The sequence below is a fragment of the Bradyrhizobium sp. B097 genome (genome assembly GCF_038957035.1).
In the GTDB taxonomy this organism is placed as follows: Bacteria; Pseudomonadota; Alphaproteobacteria; order Rhizobiales; family Xanthobacteraceae; genus Bradyrhizobium.
Genome location: NZ_CP152412.1, coordinates 7272093 through 7289588, shown reverse-complemented (window position 1 = coordinate 7289588; position 17496 = coordinate 7272093). Strand labels below are relative to the sequence as shown.

The window sequence follows — 17496 nt, the reverse complement described above, 5'->3', positions numbered from 1 at the left end:
GAAATCCCTAAAAAGATATACGTCGCCCGGGCGTCTGGCGTGAATGCAGTCGCCGTCGCGATGGGCGTCGGATCAGCTTGTCGCACGATGGATCCGCGCCAAACCCGCTGATCACTCGCGCTTCTGTCATTTCAAACCGCTTGCGGCTTTTCGGCACCTCCCGGCAGGCTGTGTTGTCTGATCAACCGGAGCGACCGGCTGCGTACGGCCTTTGCCGCTTGGGATCTCCGGCGGCATTTCGGCGGTCGCGTGGTCCGGCGTGTCGTCCTTCCAGCGTACTGAGCCGAATGGCCTCTCCAGCATGCGGCGGACGCGGACCGGCGCGGGACCGATGTGGAAGTGAATTGCTCGCTGCTCCAGTGCACGCTCGGACTGGGTCGGACGGTTGCGCAGGCGCAGGTAGTCGAACCAGGTCGGGCAGTGGTAGCGCTCGGTCCACAATTCCGGATCGGCAATGTCGCGCGCGATCGAGCAGCCATAGGCACCGTTGCGCTGGCGCGACAATTGCACCTCCTGCATGACATTATGAAATGCCCGCGCATTTTCCTGTGCAACCCTATATTCGATCTCGACCACGAGAGGCCCGCTGCGTCCGGTCAAGGCGAGCCGTACCTCGGGATCGGCGAGCAGCTCGGCCTCCTCACCCCGCGCACCGACGCGGGGCATGGGCAGCCAACGGCCGATGAGTGGTGAGGCGACCATCAGGGCGGCCGAAAGCAGCAGCGCAGTTTCAACCCCGGCCGCGTCGGTCAGATGGCCCCAACCCCAGCTGCCGACGGCAACTCCGCCTGAGCCCGCCGCCTGATAGGCCGCGAGCGAACGTCCGGCCACCCATCGGGGCGCCGACAACTGCACGCCAATGCTGAACACCGTCCATGCCATCATCCACACGGCGCCGGCCAGGACCAGCGCCATCGCCGTCAACACCGGTTGGCGGCTGAGCGCGACCGCGGCGATCGCCCCGCCCATTGACAGCGCGCAGGCGCGGATCGCGGCCTCGCCGCTCATCCGCTTGCGCAGTTCGGTGATACTCAACGCGCCGACCACCGCACCCAGGCCAAAGGCGCCGAGCATGATACCGTAGGTCTGGGCGTCGCCATGCAAAAGATCGCGCGCCACCAGCGGCATTAGTGCAACGATCGGGCCGCCGATGAGGCCGGTCACCAGGGTCCGAATGAGCACAATTTTGATCGATGGCGAATTGGTGATGTAACGTACGCCTAACACCATGGCGCGGCTCAGTCTCTCAGGCGGCAGGCGCGAGGGTGCGCTGATGCGCTTCCAAAGGAATAACGCGACCATCAGCGGCAGATAGAGCAAGGTGTTGAGCGCGAATGCGGCGACTGCGCCCGCGGTCGCCACCACGACTCCGCCGATCGCCGGACCCACGCTGCGCGCGATATTGTAGCTGATGCCGTTCAGCGCGACGGCTGCAGGCAGCAGCGCTTCTGAGGGCACCTGTTCGCTGACCGACGATTGCCAGGCCGGTCCCATCAGCGCCATGCCGCTGCCGACCACGAAGCAGAGCGCAAGCAAGAGGTTCGGCGTGACGAGGCCAAGCCAGGCGACCACCGTCAGTCCGGTTGCGCCGGCGAACGCAATACCAAGCGAGATCAGCGCCACGATGCGACGGTCAAACATATCAGCGATCGCGCCGGCTGGCATCGAGATCAGCATCACCGGCAGCAACAGCGCCGTCTGCACCAGCGCGACCTTGTCAGCCGAGGACGTCATCTGCGTCATCGCCCAGGCCGCGCCAACACCTTGAATCAAGATACCGAGGTTGGAGAGGAGGCTCGCAAGCCAGATGCGTCGGAAGGTCGCGTGCCGCAGCGGAGCCGCGATGCCGTCGGCGCCCCCTGTCTGGACTTTAGCTGGATCGGTCATGTCGGAGCGTTATGATCTACCATGATTCGATTCCGGGACGGATCACAAGGATGTTCCCGGCGCGATACAGCGTCCAAGCGCAGTCGCCAAACGCGATGCGTTGATCGCTGTTGATGCAGGCGATGATCATGCTGCTTCGACCCGATGCAGCTCATGGCAGCGTCGCGAAGTGACCAGCGACGTGATAGGTGCGCTTCTTCTACGGAATAGGATGCTCGAATATGCCAGCCAATTTTGCAAGACTGGCCGGCTGGACGACGGTCCAGCGGTTGATCGTTGCGATTTCGACTATCCTGCCAGCGCAGGGGCGCTCCAAAGCCTGGCGAACTGACCCTCGCGGGATACGGCGGCAGTTGCCGCAAATCTGAAAGCATCTGCAGGTGCAAGCTACTATTCGAACTGAACTGCCGTAATGGCACGTTCACCACCGGCAGGACGCGGTCCGACACGGCAAAAAGTCAGATTGGTGCTGGCCGCGTTCTGCTAACACAATAACAGCGGCCACAAAGAGTACAGGAGTCCACGCGTTTCGACTACTCCAAAAACCGCTCTCATTGTGAAGCGGCTCGCTTCACGGTGCGTTTCCTCTCAGGAAGGCGAAGGCTCCTCGGTGAGAGGTCTCATACCATAGGTAGCATACCGCTTAATCATGCTAAAAACGTGCAATCTTCCCAGAGAGCGAGCAGGAATAGTGCGCTGAAGCAGCGCATAGTTGATTTTGCGGTCGAGTACGCTTGTAGATGGCGTGGATTTGTCAGCAAGTCTGTGCATCGATCAACGTGACTTGCAAGTCGCAGGCGGATTGGCCAGCACCGGACATTCGATGTACGCTCTCTCGCCGATGAACGAGCTGCGGAAGGTCGTTGCAAACATCAACACCGAGCCAGTGATGCCCTCAAGACGCGGACACCTGAAGCCGATCAAAGCGGATGTAACGAAGCAGAAAACATGGAGAGGTGCGTCGAGGTCGAGGTCAAACGAAAGTAGCTACCGGTTGAAGTTCGCTCAGGGCCCGATTTCGGCCCTTCTTGAAACTCCCGGCATGTCTGCTTTCTGAGCCGCTACCGGGGCACAAGCGGGCACCAAGCGCCGACCGATTTATGATGGGGTGGACGCCCCGCCCGACGGCATCGATGTGCCAAAGTGGAGGTGTTGAGCACCACTTAAGGGAGGCGTCCGTGTCAGAGGTTATCATAATCGGTCTGGATATCGCCAAGCATGTTTTCCACGCTCATGGAGCAGACGGGAAAGGGCGAGCTATATTCAGCAAACGGATCAGCCGAGGAAAGCTGCTGGATTTCTTCGTAGCCCAGCCGAGTTGCACGGTAGCTCTGGAGGCATGTGGCGGAGCCCATCACTGGGCCCGTCAACTCGCCCAGCTTGGCCATGAAGTTCGGTTGATCCCTCCCGCCTACGTAAAGCCGTTTGTGAAGCGGCAAAAGAATGACGCGATCGATGCCGAGGCGATCTGCGAAGCAGCGCAGCGGCCGAGCATGCGGTTCGTGGCCGTGAAGAGCGAACAGCAACAGGCGGCGGGTCTGGTGTTTCGGACCCGTGACCTGTTAGTGCGGCAGCGAACGCAGCTCATCAACGCGATCCGGGGACACCTCACTGAATATGGTTGGGTCGCACCTAAGGGGCCGTCGCACGTGGCGATGCTTACCGACCTGATCGAGGAAGAAGAGATGGCCAGCTCGCTTCCCAAAGCGGCCCACGCCATGTTCCGATTGATGTTGGACCTGCTGACCGACCTCAATGGCAAGGTCGCGGACCTCGACCAGGAAATCGCGCGACGTGCTCGCGAGGACGAAGTATCGCGCCGGCTAATGACCGTTCCCGGCATTGGCCCAATCTCCGCCACCGCGATCGCCGCTCTAGCACCGCCGGCCGAGACCTTTGCCAAAGGCCGTGACTTCGCCGCTTGGTTGGGTCTCACGCCTCTTCAAAGATCGACAGGCGGCAAGCAGAAGCTCGGTGCGACATCCAAGATGGGCGAACGCACGCTCAGGCGCCTCCTCATCATCGGCAGCAGCGCGGTCGTGCAACAGGCGAGCAAACGCGGTGCGCCAAAGGGGTCGTGGCTCGAACAGATGCTGGCTCGCAAACCGCGGATGCTGGTAACCGTCGCGCTCGCGAACAAGATGGCGCGGATCGTCTGGGCGCTGCTTATAAAGCAGGAGAACTACAGGGCTCCGGTCGCAGCCAAGGCGTGATCTTGGCGGGCCTGAGGTCGTCGCAGGTGTAGTCGGTCGAAGGAGGGTATGGCGCAACAGTCGGCGAGACGGGGCCGGAAGAACCAGATGTACTCATCGTGCCTGGAGCACGCATTTATGATTTGGTTCCGGTCCGCGAACTCCCATACGGGCCCGCAGCTCCATCGCTGCATCAGAGGCCGGACAGATGGCAGCATCCGACTACGTGCCAATCTCCTTCAAAAACCGCTTGCATCTGGCGGGGCGTCCACAGATGAGTACGCGCCCTAGTCATCTGGAACGGAAGTTCGTCACATTAGTTGATAGCTCGAATCTTTGTCGAGGAGAGCGCTTGTGGGAATGCTGGGTGAGAGGCCGGCCGATCGCGCCGTTAGTGCTCAGTCCGCAGGAGCGCACGTACCCAGAGAGGCAAGTTCGTCGTCATCGTGTTGCGCGGTCGCTATCTGAGCGACGCCGCGCGATCCTGCGATGTGCGGATGGCTTACCAAGCAAGTCTGTGGCTGCCGAACTCGGCATCCATGAACACACCGTTCACAAGTGGTGCCGTCGATTTTTGAAGGATCGCTGTGATGGCCTGCTTGACGAAGCCCGCCCTGGCCGCCCTCGCACCATCGACGACGATCAGGTTGCCGCCGTGATCGAGCGAACGTTGCGTACGACGCCGGCCGACGCGACGCATTGGTCGATCCGCTCGATGGCTGCGGAAACTGGCTTTTCCCACACCACGAGCCGCCGAATGTGGTCGGCGTTCGGCTTGCAGCCGCACCGTAGTCAGACATTCAAGTTGTCGAGCGATCCGCTGTTCGTCGACAAGGTACGCGATATCGTCGGCCTTTATCTCTGCCCACCGAACCGAGCCCTTGTCCTCAGCATCGATGAGAAAAGCCAGATTCAGGCCCTCGATCGCGAGCAGCCGGTCTTGCCGATGATGCCCGGCGTGCCGGAACGTCGTACGCACAGCTACGTGCGGCATGGCACGGCCATGCTTTTTGCAGCGCTCGATGCCGCATCGGGGTTCGTCATCGGCAAATGCTACAAGCGCCATCGGGCAGTCGAGTTTTTGAAGTTCCTCAAAGAGATCGACGCTCAAATCCCTGGGGGGCTCGCTGTCCATATCGTCATGGACAACTACGCCACCCACAAGACGCCCAAGATCAAAGCGTGGCTCGCTCGCCGGCCGCACTATCATGTTCACTTCACGCCGACTTCTGCGTCCTGGATCAATCAGGTCGAGCGATGGTTCGCTGAACTCACCAGAAAGCAAATCCAGCGAGGTGTTCACACCTCCGTCAAGCAGCTCGAGGCCGACATCCGCACCTTCATCGACCTGCACAACAAAAACCCGAAGCCGTTCAAATGGACTAAGTCTGCTGACCAGATTTTGGCCTCCGTCAAACGCTTCTGCCACAAAGCCCACCAGACTTTATGTGGTGAACTTTAGATTCACGTGACTAGTTCTATCTAAACTCGAATGGCAAGCGAGGTTCGGTGCTAACGTCCGCGCCTCATCCTCGAGCAATCTAGCCCGTTGCCATACTCGGTGACCTGTGACCCCACGGCCTGGCTTTCCGAACTCCGCGTACACGAACCGTTCATACGCGAGAGTATTCATAATCTTGAAAGTTTTCTTCGTGCCCAAGTTGGCGATGAAATGAAAGATGATCGGAAGGCTGCCTAAGTACAGCCATTGCCCTGAATCACAAGTTCGCAATCATAGATTTGCGGTAGCTTCGCGTTGCTGTGCCAAGGATTGAGGCAAACAGCGACGGAGTCTGCGATGGCGGTCCAGCGACTTGCTCCCCTGATATTGAGCGATGATGAACGTGCCGAACTGACGTCGCTGACAATGCGGCGGAAGACGGCGCAGGCGCCGGCTCTGAGAGCCGGGATCGTGCTGGCCTGTGCGGAAGGTAGTCAGAACACGGAGGTGGCGGCCCAAGCTCGGGCTGGGCCGGCAGACCGTAGGCAAGTGGCGGCGGCGTTTCATGGAGCAGCGCGTGGCTGGGCTGCATGACGAGCCGCGCTCCGGCGCGCCGCGCACGATTGACGATGCCCGCATCGAGGCCGTGATCGTGAGGACGTTGGAGAGTTGCCCTGAGAACGCCACCCATTGGAGCTCCCGCGACATGGCGAAGACCAGCGGTCTGTCGGTATCGACCGTACAACGCATCTGGCGGGCCTTCGGGCTCCAGCCGCACCGGATGGAGACGTTCAAGCTCTCGACCGATCCGAACTTCGTGGCCAAGGTGCGCGATGTCGTGGGCCTCTACGTCTCACCACCGGAGCACGCCATCGTTCTGTGCGTGGATGAGAAGTCCCAAATCCAGGCGCTGGACCGCAGCCAGCCGATGCTGCCGATGCGTCCCGGGCAGGCGGCTCCGAAGGAGTCATGACTACAAAAGGCATGGCACCACATCGCTGTTCGCCGCCCTCGATATTGCGACCGGTGGGGTCATTGGCAAGTGCTACGGGCGCCACCGCACCGCCGAGTTACAAGTTCCTTGACGAGATCGAGGCTGCCGTGCCGCGCGAACTCGACGTCCATCTTGTCATGGACAATTACGCCACGCACAAGACCCCAATGATCCAGAGATGGCTGGCCAAAAGGCCGCATTGGCACGTGCATCTGACCCCGACCAGTTCGTCATGGCTCAACCAAGTCGAACGCTTCTTCGCGCTCCTCACCGAAAGGAAGATCAGGCGCGGCGTCTATCGAAGCGTCGCCGCCCTCAGGGCGGACGTCGCCTCGTTCATCGAACGACACAACGCCAATCCAAAACCGTTCCGATGGACCAAATCTGCCGATGATATTCCTTTGCTTCCATCGAGCGCTTCTGCCGTTACAATCTCCCGGCAAAACACGACCGGATGTTGCGAACTTCTGGTTCAGACACTAGCTGCGACTGTACGTACCGCGAGCTTGCCGTATTACGTCTGACATGTGGAGCTCGTCATCCAAACCGGCGTCGAGCATCGCGGATGCCAACTACGATGTCAGCTCTAAGAAGAGCGATGGTCTCAACGCTCTCAAGTAATTCGCGGCCGATCTTCTCCCGAGCCGCTTCAGGAAGGGCCGATGCTTTGCTCATTGGCTCCACGTGGATTAAGCCACTAGCGGCAGCGTCGAGTATATGGATGAAAAATCGCGACTGGCAATAGCGGCCATGGTCGGGTTTGCAAGGCGCTCGGACTGGTCTTCCTCGACGAAGATGTGGTGGACGGCTCCCAGATGCGCGCAGTGCCGCCTGCCGCCCCGCCCGGTAGCCAGCAGGTCGAGATCGGGATCACGCGACACGCAAAATGGTCAGGCGGCGAGCCGACCTTGTTGCGATCCTGTTGCGGAGACCCGGCGTCGCTGCGACCGGGTGGCTGAGTGTTTATCGCTATTCATAAGGTCTGAGACTTCAGAGCCACGTGATGCCATGTTATGGCAAGTGGACCCGAAACGGCATGGACGACTGTCTGTCTGCATGATGCGAGCCGCCGAGGGCATGAATGTGTCCACCAGCAAACTGTTGGGACGGTGTGCCGGCGGTCGATTTCCGCAGCTCGATAGATGAGCCCGGATTGCGCGTTCTTCTGTCCAAAAGTAAACGCGGCTCCACGATTGCAACCTGACAACCTGTCGTGATTACGACGTGTGGCTCGGAAAAGGTAAGGCAATGGCCAGCATCTGAGTGGCCCAAGTCCTGCAATGCTCTCTGTGGCAGCACGGCTCGACCGAGGCTGCTGAGTGCGGGGAACGGGTCCGAAGGTGCGAGTGATGCGGATTATCGACATTGGGTTTGAACGCTTGCGTATGCGTTTCTAGCTCCGCTTCGTCGCGCGATCATTCCAACCGCAATTGGTGAGAGGTGCAATCATGTCATCCCAGTCGGGACAGCGTGAGTCGATCAAGGTCGTCGCCCCAGAGGACCGCCCTAGGGTCATTGCCATTCTGACAATAGCTTTTGCGGTGTGCCCGTTACTGAGGTGGTTGTACCCAGAGCCGGACCGCTTTCTACGTCATTTCGCTGGCTTTCTCGACTTTTATGCCGGCGATCCGTACGCAGATCAAAGCGGAGCGTATTTTGATGGCGGCGATAAAGGGGCGCTTCTGTGGTTAACCGACAAGGCGCCTCGCGATGATGCAGCAATGATGAAGTTCCTGCTTGGCAGTGTGCCGGATTACAGACGAACGGAAACGGAAAAGATATTCGAGGAGTTCGGCAAGTATCACCCGAAGGAGCCGCACTGGTACTTCACTATGCTGGGCATCGATCCGATACACCAGCGATCGGGCTTAGGAGGCCTTCTCTATAGGCACGGTCTCGCCATCCTGGACGAGGCGAAAGGACTGGCATTTTCAGAAGCCACCAGCCTTAGGGCGGCGCGTCTGTATGAGCGCCTGGGATGGCAGATCGTGGGTGAAGTCCAGATCGGCAGTTCGCCGCCGTTTTTCCCAATGCTCCGCCCTTCCTCTTGAGCGAGGCGCCAGCGAGCGGGTCCAGACAGCATGGTCTGCCCGCTCGTGAATCAGAATCTGAAGCCAAGGACCGCGGCGAGGCACTCGTGACGCTAGGATCCCAGAATCTCACACGACTTGATCAACTATTTTACTCCATGCAGGATGCGAATGCATGCTTTCTGGGCTACCCGTTTGCTAAGGACTTCAAGTATGAGCCGTTGTGGCGCTTCCTGAAGTTCACTGGAAACAACCTCGGAGATCCGTTCGAACCAGGGACTTATCGCGTCAACTCGCATGCCTTCGAGTGCGAAGTGGTTGAGTTTTTCGCTCAGCTATTCCGGGCGCCTGATGACGGCTTCTGGGGCTACATCACAAACGGCGGAACCGAGGGAAATATTTATGGGCTGTATCTCGGTCGCGAACTTTATCCAGATGGCGTCGCGTACTTCTCGCGAGACTCGCACTATAGTGTGAGTAAAGCGGCTCGTCTGCTCCGGCTGGAGCACGCCGTTGTGGATTCGCAATCACACGGAGAAATTAACTATGACGATCTGGCGCGAAAGGCGAGCAATGAACGAAATCGGCCGGCTCTGATAGTCGCAAACATCGGCACCACAATGAAGGAAGGTAGGGACGACACGTCAAAAATTCGTGCGGTCCTGCGGGATGTCGGAGTTCGTGAGAGCTATGTCCATGCCGACGCGGCATTGTGCGGGCCATACGCTCCATTTCTAAACCCGAAGCCGTCCTTCGATTTCGAGGATGGAGCGGACTCGGTCACAATCAGTGGGCACAAATTTCTTGGGGCGCCGATGCCGTGCGGTGTTGTTCTCGCTCGTAAGTCAAACGTGCGGCGGGTCATGCGCGCGATCGACTATATCGGCAGTTCGGATACGACGCTGAGCGGATCTCGAAATGCGTATAGCCCGATTGTCCTCTGGTACGCGATCCGCTGTCTGGGAATCGCGGGGATCAAGCGGATGTTCGATCAATGCGAGCAACTGGCTGCCTATACCGCCGATGAGCTTAACGAGCGCGGTGTCGGCGCGTGGCGTAATCCCCATGCGCTAACTGTTGTCTTGCCGCCTGTCGAAGAGGGTGTCAAAGCGAAGTGGCAGATAGCCACTCAAGACGTTAGTCATGTAGTGGTGACGCCGGGGACGACCAAGCACCAACTCGATGCGCTGATCGAGGCGATCGCGGACAGTGCGGGTCCGCGTCATCGTGAAAGAGGTGTCAGCCGCCATGACACGGCTTCCGCTGGCGGGGACAGATTGGATACCAGCGCGCGGTGGTCGGCACCCTGATCGTAGTCTTTTTTGATAAGGTCCTGATCACGCTGGGGCCGATGCGCCTGATTATCATCGGGCTGATCATGCTGTTTGTTGTGCTCGATCTTCGCAACGGCCTGTTCGGCATCAAGCAGCAGTTCCGCAGCTGGAGAAACAAGAAGAAGAGCGAACGCCGCTCTACCCGCGCCGAAAAGGGCGGGGAAATGCTGCCCGAGGAAGCGACTAAAGCCAGTAGCGTGGATGACGTCTACCGTCGCCGCTATGACAAGATGCAACGAGAAGTTCTCAAGAGGCTCCTGACGCCTGAAGTGATTGATGAGCATCGACGCGCGCCGCAGGGGCAGCATAGCGAGGCATTGGAGCGGCTACTGATCTACTTCAGGAATCAGCCGCAGCCGGACAAATACGCGATCACCGCGCTTCAATCGATCGAGGGCTACCGCATATCGATGAGAGAATGGGCGCCGCTATGAGGCGAGCCCCGGCTGGAGCGCGGGCTTACGCTCAGCGATGTTGGTTCGGCGGCTGGCATTTCGGTCCCGTTGATCAGTCGTTTTGAGAATGGTCAGTAGACCGCCAGCCTCGCGCTGCTTGAGCGGATCTGCGCTGCGTTGGGAACGGACCCGTCGACCTTGTTTAGGGAGGTGGAGCAACCGACGGGCGAGGTCAACTTATCAAAGCCGCTGACCAAATGGAGGTTGTCCGCTCAGGTACCAAGCGCGGGCACACCTATCGGCTATTATCGTATCACAAAGGTCCGCGGAAAGCCTTTGAACCGTTCCTTATCAACATGGACAAGGAAAGCGAGAGCTATCCTCGCTTCCAACATCCTGGAACGGAATTCATTTATATGTTGAGCGGCCGGATGCAGTATCGATTTGGCGACAGAACCTTTCTCGTCGAACCTGGTGACGCATTCACCTTTTCGGACGGCGTTCTTCATGGTCCCGAAAAGCTCTTGGACGATCAGATCCAGTTCATCACGATCATTATATATGCGGAATAGCCAATGGCTCCCAGTATCAGCTTCGGCTGAGCGATGTGCTCAAGAACAGCAATAGACGTGCAAGCGCTCATCTCAAGCCGAGCCGAACGCCTTCTGGAAACGAGCTAGTCAGGACGCCTAGCGCCCGGGGCGACGTCACGTCGGACGCTGCCGACGAGTTATAGTAGGGTCCGCAGTCAAACGGGCTACGCTCGCGCACCTCAGAGATCCCTATAGGAACGGCTAAAGGCGCCTGCTGGGGAGTCCCTGCCGGAGGTCACAAAGGTGTAAAGTAGCTTTGCCATACCCCTCGGCATAGCCGCCGCCTACTTCGGTTAAGAGGCATTTCAAGCGGCAAAGGGGCCGTCGATTTGTGCGACCGGCGGCCCCACTACTTCGGGACCCGCGAGAACTCCGGCTGCACGGTTAAACGGTAGGCGATGAGCTTGTCGCCACTGAAGCGCTCTAGCGTGGTGTCACAAACAGGGCAGCGATATTCACCCTTGGTCGGAGGCTCAGATGTGAGTTCGATGCGCCGGAATCCGGCCCCGCAGCCAGGGCAGGTCACGTCGTTCTTCCGCATGAGATCACCCTGCAGAATTCCTCGGACGTGTGCGCCGATCGGAGCGCGCTTGTCCCAATGCGGTGCCATACCTCTGAGGACCGCAGTGTGGAATTCTACAGCCGAAATGAAGAGTTCGAATAGGGATACGTCTCTCCAAGACTGTACGTTTCGTACAGCGGCGCTTGAAATGATTTGATCGGACGGCTCACCCGGTAGAGTGCTGGTTGACATTCACGCAATCTCTGCGAGAGTTGGGCTGCGTCAATATTGTGAGGGCCTCTCAGGGACCTCGAATTTCCCATCTTCATTGTTCTGCCAGTAATTTGAGGAGCTGGTCATGATACGAGTGGCGACGCGCCTGGCGATCCTCGCCTGTGCCGCATTTCTCAGCTGTTCGAACGTAAGCCGCGCACTCGCTTGGGGTGACGAAGGGCATGAAGTTGTAGCCTTGGTGGCGCAGTCCTTTCTGGATGGGGATGTGCGCAAGCGGGTGAATGCCCTTCTGGCCGCGGATACCGATCCGCTCACCGCTCATGACATTGCGTCAGCAGCTACATGGGCGGACAAGTACCGGGATGCGAATGCAAGCAATTCACGCGAGCGGACGCGGCAGTGGCACTTTGTCGATATTGAGATTGCCGCACCGAATCTCGACGAGGCCTGTTTCAATCATCCACCCGTGCCCAATGGCACGCCGGCTTCAGATGGGGCGGCGGCCGATTGTGTGGTCGACAAGATTCAGCAGTTTGCGGCCGAACTCGCCAATCCCGCGACTGACATCGAGGAGCAGGTCGCCGCGCTCAAATTCTTGCTTCATTTCGTCGGCGACGTGCACCAGCCGCTGCACAGCTCTGACGATCATGATCGCGGCGGCAATGCCAAGCTAGTTTCGGCGGCCGGGCTTAGCGCCGGCAATCTTCACCATTTCTGGGACACCGAGTTTGTAGATCAGCTGGGCCCGGATTCTCGAACGATAGCCTCCGATCTCATCGGCCACATCACGAAGGAACAGCAAGCGCGGTGGCAAGCCGGCAACCCTGACGACTGGGCCAAGGAAGCTTTCGCTCTGTCAAAAGATGACGCGTATGGTCAGCTTCCGGCTCCTAACGCGCGCGGAAGCTTTAGGTTGACTGACGATTATGTCACGACGGCAACAAATGACGTCGCAATTCAACTGAGCAAGGCGGGTGTGCGGTTGGCGATGGTTCTGAACCAGGCACTGCGCAAACCATAGGAGTGTCCGAGGTGGGCAGATGGCGGGGATTTGCCATATGCAGACACACTCAACTGGGTCGAATCTGCCCACAAAGCCGTTCGAGCTGCAGCGCGATCCCCCCTGGGTGTGGATTTTCTAGATTATATTTTTGATCTTTTTGTTTGCGCCGTGCCGGGAGTCTGTATGCAGCGATTGATTGCGTGCAAGGAGTGTCGCTTCTGTTGAGGGGAATTCAGTGACCTTTGCAAAATGGATTGTTGCTATCGCTCTTTGTTGTTTGTCCTTCGACCGTTCTGCGCTAGCGGAGGATAAAGAGTTCGTTCTGCGTGGCCCCCAAACGTCTCTTTCGGAGTTTCCGCCGGACGTCCTGAGGAGGCCGCCCGCGGATTTGAACGAAGGTCAGTATGCGGAGTGGCTGAAGGCGCAGCCCGCACTGATCCTGGATGGAACGACACTCAGGATTGGTCGGCCAGGTGCCGCGATTTCACTGTCAATCCGCGCGAGTCGATTCGAGCTTCGTAACAGCGCACAAATTATTACCAATGGCGGAGCTCTGGAAATTTCATCACCGATCATCGTTTCCGAAAGCGGGTCCATAAAAGCGTTCGAGGATGAGCAGATCGTGCGTCCGCCGGACCCATCGCGCGTGGGCGTCCCTGGGGCCGCCGGCCTCACTGGCGGCAGAGTATTGCTCGATGGCGCGTTGGCCAACGGGAGCCAACTGACGATTTCTCTCAACGGAAGTGACGGCGGACCGGGAGGGCAGGGCCGTCCGGGACAGAGGGGGGCGCCCGGAGAGCCGGGTCAGCGCGGAGCCGATCATCTTTTCGATTGCGCGCGTGGCGGAGGCGCCGGGGGACGGGGAAGCAAAGGACAAGCAGGCGAGAGGGGTGCTCCCGGAGGCAGGGGGGGCGATGGTGGCGTGCTCGTTCTCAAAGGGAAAATCTTTCTTCAGGTTGATCTGATCACATTCTCAGCAAACCCGGGAGCCCCCGGGCCAGGTGGCCTGGGCGGATCGGGCGGGCCGGGAGGTCCTGGAGGCCCCGGCGGCGGAGGAACAACGTACTGCGGAGGAGGGCCTCCGGGTCCGGATGGGCCCCCGGGCGACTTCGGACCAGCCGGAGACCCCGGGCAGCCTGGAAATCGGGGTCAGATCATAACGAACCAGTAGGCGTGAATTCACCCACGAGATGGCGCGTATGAGCAACGATGAGCATCACCACGACCATTCGCGGGTAACTGATCAGCCAGTTGCCGCGATACTTTTGGCACTTTCACTTGCCACGGGAATACTGCTTCCGTCGATCTTGTATGCGGTGGTGCTCAGGCCGAGCAGTCCAGCCGATGTGTTGGTCGCGAGCAGCATTTGTCTATTTTCAGCGATCGTTTATCTCTGGACATTACACGCAACATCGATCGTGCCTTTTCGCGATCCTTGGATGAGTAAATCGATCTTCGGCGCTGCGATCGTTGCGATTCTCGGAACCTGTACGGCTGCAGTTGCGACGCAGCTCTCCACCAGTCCTCATCCACGTGAGGGAACGTGGGAGATTTACCTGCGACGCGTAGATCCAGCGACTCAAAAACGAAGTTGTGTGTGGACCGGGAAGATCATCTTGGCATTCAGCTCGCCCAGAAGTTCCTATGTCGGTTATGCCGAAGACAAGGGGGAGAATGAATGTGAATACGGCATTCGCTCGATACGTCTCGTCGATTGGCAGGAAAAAACAAATGAGCTGCAGGTATCCATAAAGAACTTCACTGCAAGCGATAGCCATCCTCTGGATAAGTTGGTGCAGACGGAGCAGTTGTCCTTCGTCATGGAAGGAGGACCGGGCCGGTGGAGCAGCAAACAATCTCCAAATCAGACTACAAGCTACCTCTATTCGTTTGAAATGCTGCGGCCCGAGTAGCCTCGAGTTCTGGTGCTCAGGATGATCTCCAAAGCCATTATCAACATTCTCAGCCCGATCAGCTTGAACGATTACGTTCGGTCCTCGCGTGAGACTGGGCGCGCCAACGTCGATCCAGCCGCGCGTGCGGAATTCGTATCCGCCCTTGAACGGGTGGCTCTTGTATATGCTAACGCGGCCAATCTAAGCTTTGAAGAGGAGCGTCTCTCCAACCTAGTCAACGATCTGTGGAGCTCCGAGCGTCCACTCTCGGAAAATCCCAAACCCCGATACCCGATCTATACAAACGTTGCACTGCTAAATCGATTTATCGGGGTGTACTCTAACCCGAGTGTGCAAAGCACGTGGACAAAGTGTCGAGTTGCGCTTGCCATTATTTGTGATGATTGGTTGCACTTCGAGCGTCACGCGCTCGAGTGTCATGAGAGGATCCAGGGCGGACGTGCGGCCGACGCTACCGGGATCAATTTTCAAGAGGTGAACGTAAAGGAGAGGATCGAAGAACTTGAGATTCTCTGCTCATTTTTGACTAATGTTGAACGCCCCGCAATTCCACCTGTTTACGCGGGAATGCGTTCAAAATACCAGATCGATTGGCTTTCCTACGCTGTCGAGCAAGAAGTAGCGCTCGCGCATCTTACCGCCCTCCCTCAATCGATGTATCACGACGAGTACCTTTTTCTTAGAACGCTACATCTATTCGAGGTCTGCTTGTGGGCGATCATCGTGGGGATCAGGGCTGCCGTTCAATCGTTCCACCGAAGTGAACTCTCCACGACGCTGCTCGCTCTCAAGGAGTCGAATTTCTTTGCTCAGTTTCTGCTTCGTGTGCTGTCCGTGTTCCGTACGTTGCCTGTTGAGAGCTTTTTCGACGGCTTTCGTGAAGCAACCGGTGATTCCAGTGCGATACAGTCAGAAAAATACCAGCATGTTGAAATATTGAGCCGTGGACTTTCTGATGCAAAGCGCACGGTGTTGCAGCAGACCGTGCAGAAACATAAAGAACTCTCTTGGCTAGCGGACTGGAGCCCGCCGCCAGAGGCAAGTCTGGTCGGGCTGCTATCCGAAGTCGAGAAATCAACCTTGGCGATGGCTCCGGCAATTCGAGCGGAGCTCTTCACGCTTGATCGAAGTCTGCAGAGCTGGCGCAACGTTCATCTCGGTATCGCACGAAGGTATCTTCCGAAAGAGACTGTTGGCACCGGGGAGCAAGGAATTGGTTATCTTCAAAAGCATTTTCAGAGCCCAGGTCTGTTCGACGGACGCCGGCCCGATGCTCATGACGCCGCGGTGGTGTCGACGGATGATGCGTTCGTCAGCACCGAGGAGTTTCTGAATCTGAGAATTGGATTTATCGTCACGCACGATGTGCCGGCTCTCAAGCTTATTGAAACGGCAGATATTTTGGCAAAGCAGGTGAATGAGCGGCTAAAACAAGCGTCGGACCAAGAGCAGAATGCTCTAAGCAAGTTGTTTCGATACTATGATCCGATTTTCGCAAAATATAGCACGACTTTTCCATTGAAGAGGCAGCTTGCGCAGGTGTTAAAAAAGGGCCTGCGGGATCCAGTGATAGCTAAGCTACTCTTGTCCCTAGAGCTGTCCACCGGTCTCCTGATGGGCATCCACGACGCTACTCATATGCAGCTGCCAATCCGGGTCACGACCGCAACGGACGGTCAGCACCTGGCTTCGTTAAATGGCCGAACGCTAGCTCTCAAATCCGGCGAACTCGTCCTTGTCGACCAGGTTCGTACATTCGCGTCCTATGTGCAGGGACCGGATAAACGAACCAGCGTGCAGCTGTTGAAAGATCCAAAAGCTCAGATTTTCAAGTCTCTTCTCTTCGTCGTTCTGGGGGCGCCAAGCCTGCCAGAAGCAAATTTCGAAGCAGCATTAAACACCGTTCAGACCGCAGCTTTCTCCATCGCCGGTGCTCAGCCGGATGTATTCTTGGTAAAGACCCGATATGCCTGACGCTGTCTACCTCGAACGGAGTGTCAGCGCTCTGAAAAGCGATGCCACTGTTCATCTGGGAAACTATTTCGGCGCTCTCAAGGGCTCACTGGAGGGGCAGGATCTGTACCCGCGAAACAACTTTCTATTTATCGCCGACAGGCATTACTTGGTTGACTTCGATGCCGACGTAAACCTGAAGCTGCAGAACAAGAACCTGATCCGCGATTTCATTGCGCTTGGTTTCAATCCAGAGCGGACCGTCATCTATCGTCAGTCTGACATTCGAGAACTCTTCTCTTTAATGTGGCTACTGAGCTGCAAGACTCCTGCGCGAGAACTGATCGACAGGCTTAGCGGGAACGTTGACCCCTCGTTGGCGCGTTTGTTGTATCCTCAGCTGATGGCGACCGACATACTGGGGCTTCGTGCCAGTCGCATATATGTGGGGCACGACGAGCAACGGCACGTTACTTACTGTGAGGAGGTTGCTAATTTCGTAAACTCAGCTGCGAAGCGTACCTTGCTTCCGTTGCCCGCAAGGGGCGATTTTCCCTCGGAAGTCCGAGTGCCCGGTGTCGATGGAAAGCCGATGTCCAGCACCAACAAGAACGTCATTTCGGTGTTCGAAAGCGAACGATCATTAAATCGCTGCTTCCGGCAGATCCGGGTGGAGAAAGTGCGAAAGCACGAGCCGCTCGTTCCAGAAACAGATATCTGTTTTCAGCTCTTCTCCTTGATGGCCGGCCCTGACGAAATCGAGGACGTACGTTCGACCTACAGATCGGCGAAGATCGGCGAAGACGATGCCCGAAATTTGGTGAAGCAGCAGTTTGAGAAGACGTTTTCTGAGGCGCGCCGACGGCGGGCCGATTTAAGTCTATCCGATGATGAGGTCGAGGAGATTCTCAGGCTCGGCCAACAACGAGTAAGACGCGAGATGCGCAACACCATTGCGAGCCTGCAAGATGCGCTGTATCCTGACATAGGAAGAAAATCATACGACTTCAGCTAGGAGACTG

Annotated in this window: 11 protein-coding genes and 1 pseudogene; 11 read left to right on the top strand and 1 reads right to left on the bottom strand. The window is 57.9% G+C overall.

Annotated elements, in window-relative coordinates; genetic code table 11:
* Positions 1 to 126 precede the first annotated feature (126 nt).
* On the bottom strand, positions 127 to 1887 hold the full coding sequence (locus tag AAFG07_RS33450) for an MFS transporter (protein ID WP_342723958.1): 1761 nt from the start codon (positions 1885 to 1887) through the stop codon (positions 127 to 129).
* 1178 nt (positions 1888 to 3065) lie between these two features.
* Here AAFG07_RS33450 and AAFG07_RS33445 point away from each other — a divergent pair.
* The 11 genes and pseudogenes from AAFG07_RS33445 to AAFG07_RS33395 all read left to right on the top strand — a co-directional run bounded on the left by AAFG07_RS33445 (position 3066) and on the right by AAFG07_RS33395 (position 17489).
* Positions 3066 to 4100, top strand: coding sequence for an IS110 family transposase (locus tag AAFG07_RS33445; RefSeq protein WP_342723957.1), 1035 nt, complete (start codon positions 3066 to 3068; stop codon positions 4098 to 4100).
* Between the two features lie 331 nt (positions 4101 to 4431).
* Positions 4432 to 5541 carry an IS630 family transposase gene (locus AAFG07_RS33440; RefSeq protein ID WP_342729315.1) on the top strand — a complete coding sequence of 370 codons (1110 nt, stop codon included), beginning with the start codon at positions 4432 to 4434 and terminating at the stop codon, positions 5539 to 5541.
* A gap of 336 nt (positions 5542 to 5877) precedes the next feature.
* Positions 5878 to 6912: pseudogene (locus tag AAFG07_RS33435) on the top strand (IS630 family transposase); the annotation flags it as partial.
* 1050 nt (positions 6913 to 7962) lie between these two features.
* Complete coding sequence (locus AAFG07_RS33430) at positions 7963 to 8565, top strand: GNAT family N-acetyltransferase (RefSeq protein WP_342723956.1); 603 nt, start codon at positions 7963 to 7965, stop codon at positions 8563 to 8565.
* An 86-nt stretch (positions 8566 to 8651) separates the two neighbouring features.
* The gene (locus tag AAFG07_RS33425; protein ID WP_342723955.1) at positions 8652 to 9854 is read left to right on the top strand and encodes a histidine decarboxylase; all 1203 of its coding nucleotides are present in this window, start codon (positions 8652 to 8654) and stop codon (positions 9852 to 9854) included.
* Positions 9839 to 10312 (top strand): hypothetical protein, encoded by a 474-nt coding sequence (locus AAFG07_RS33420; RefSeq protein WP_342723954.1) that lies wholly within the window; start codon positions 9839 to 9841, stop codon positions 10310 to 10312. Before AAFG07_RS33425 ends, AAFG07_RS33420 begins: the two co-directional genes overlap by 16 nt.
* A 218-nt stretch (positions 10313 to 10530) precedes the next feature.
* A complete protein-coding gene (locus tag AAFG07_RS33415; protein WP_342723953.1) occupies positions 10531 to 10845 on the top strand; it encodes a cupin domain-containing protein in 315 nt (104 codons plus the stop codon).
* A gap of 881 nt (positions 10846 to 11726) precedes the next feature.
* Positions 11727 to 12623: a S1/P1 nuclease gene (locus AAFG07_RS33410; RefSeq protein WP_342723952.1), complete on the top strand. Its 897-nt coding sequence runs from the start codon at positions 11727 to 11729 to the stop codon at positions 12621 to 12623.
* 1181 nt (positions 12624 to 13804) lie between these two features.
* Complete coding sequence (locus tag AAFG07_RS33405; RefSeq protein WP_342723951.1) at positions 13805 to 14518, top strand: hypothetical protein; 714 nt, start codon at positions 13805 to 13807, stop codon at positions 14516 to 14518.
* 21 nt (positions 14519 to 14539) lie between these two features.
* Positions 14540 to 16495: a hypothetical protein gene (locus AAFG07_RS33400; RefSeq protein WP_342723950.1), complete on the top strand. Its 1956-nt coding sequence runs from the start codon at positions 14540 to 14542 to the stop codon at positions 16493 to 16495.
* A complete protein-coding gene (locus AAFG07_RS33395) occupies positions 16488 to 17489 on the top strand; it encodes a hypothetical protein (RefSeq protein ID WP_342723949.1) in 1002 nt (333 codons plus the stop codon). The genes AAFG07_RS33400 and AAFG07_RS33395 overlap by 8 nt, the downstream gene beginning before the upstream one ends.
* The last annotated feature ends 7 nt before the right edge of the window (positions 17490 to 17496 follow it).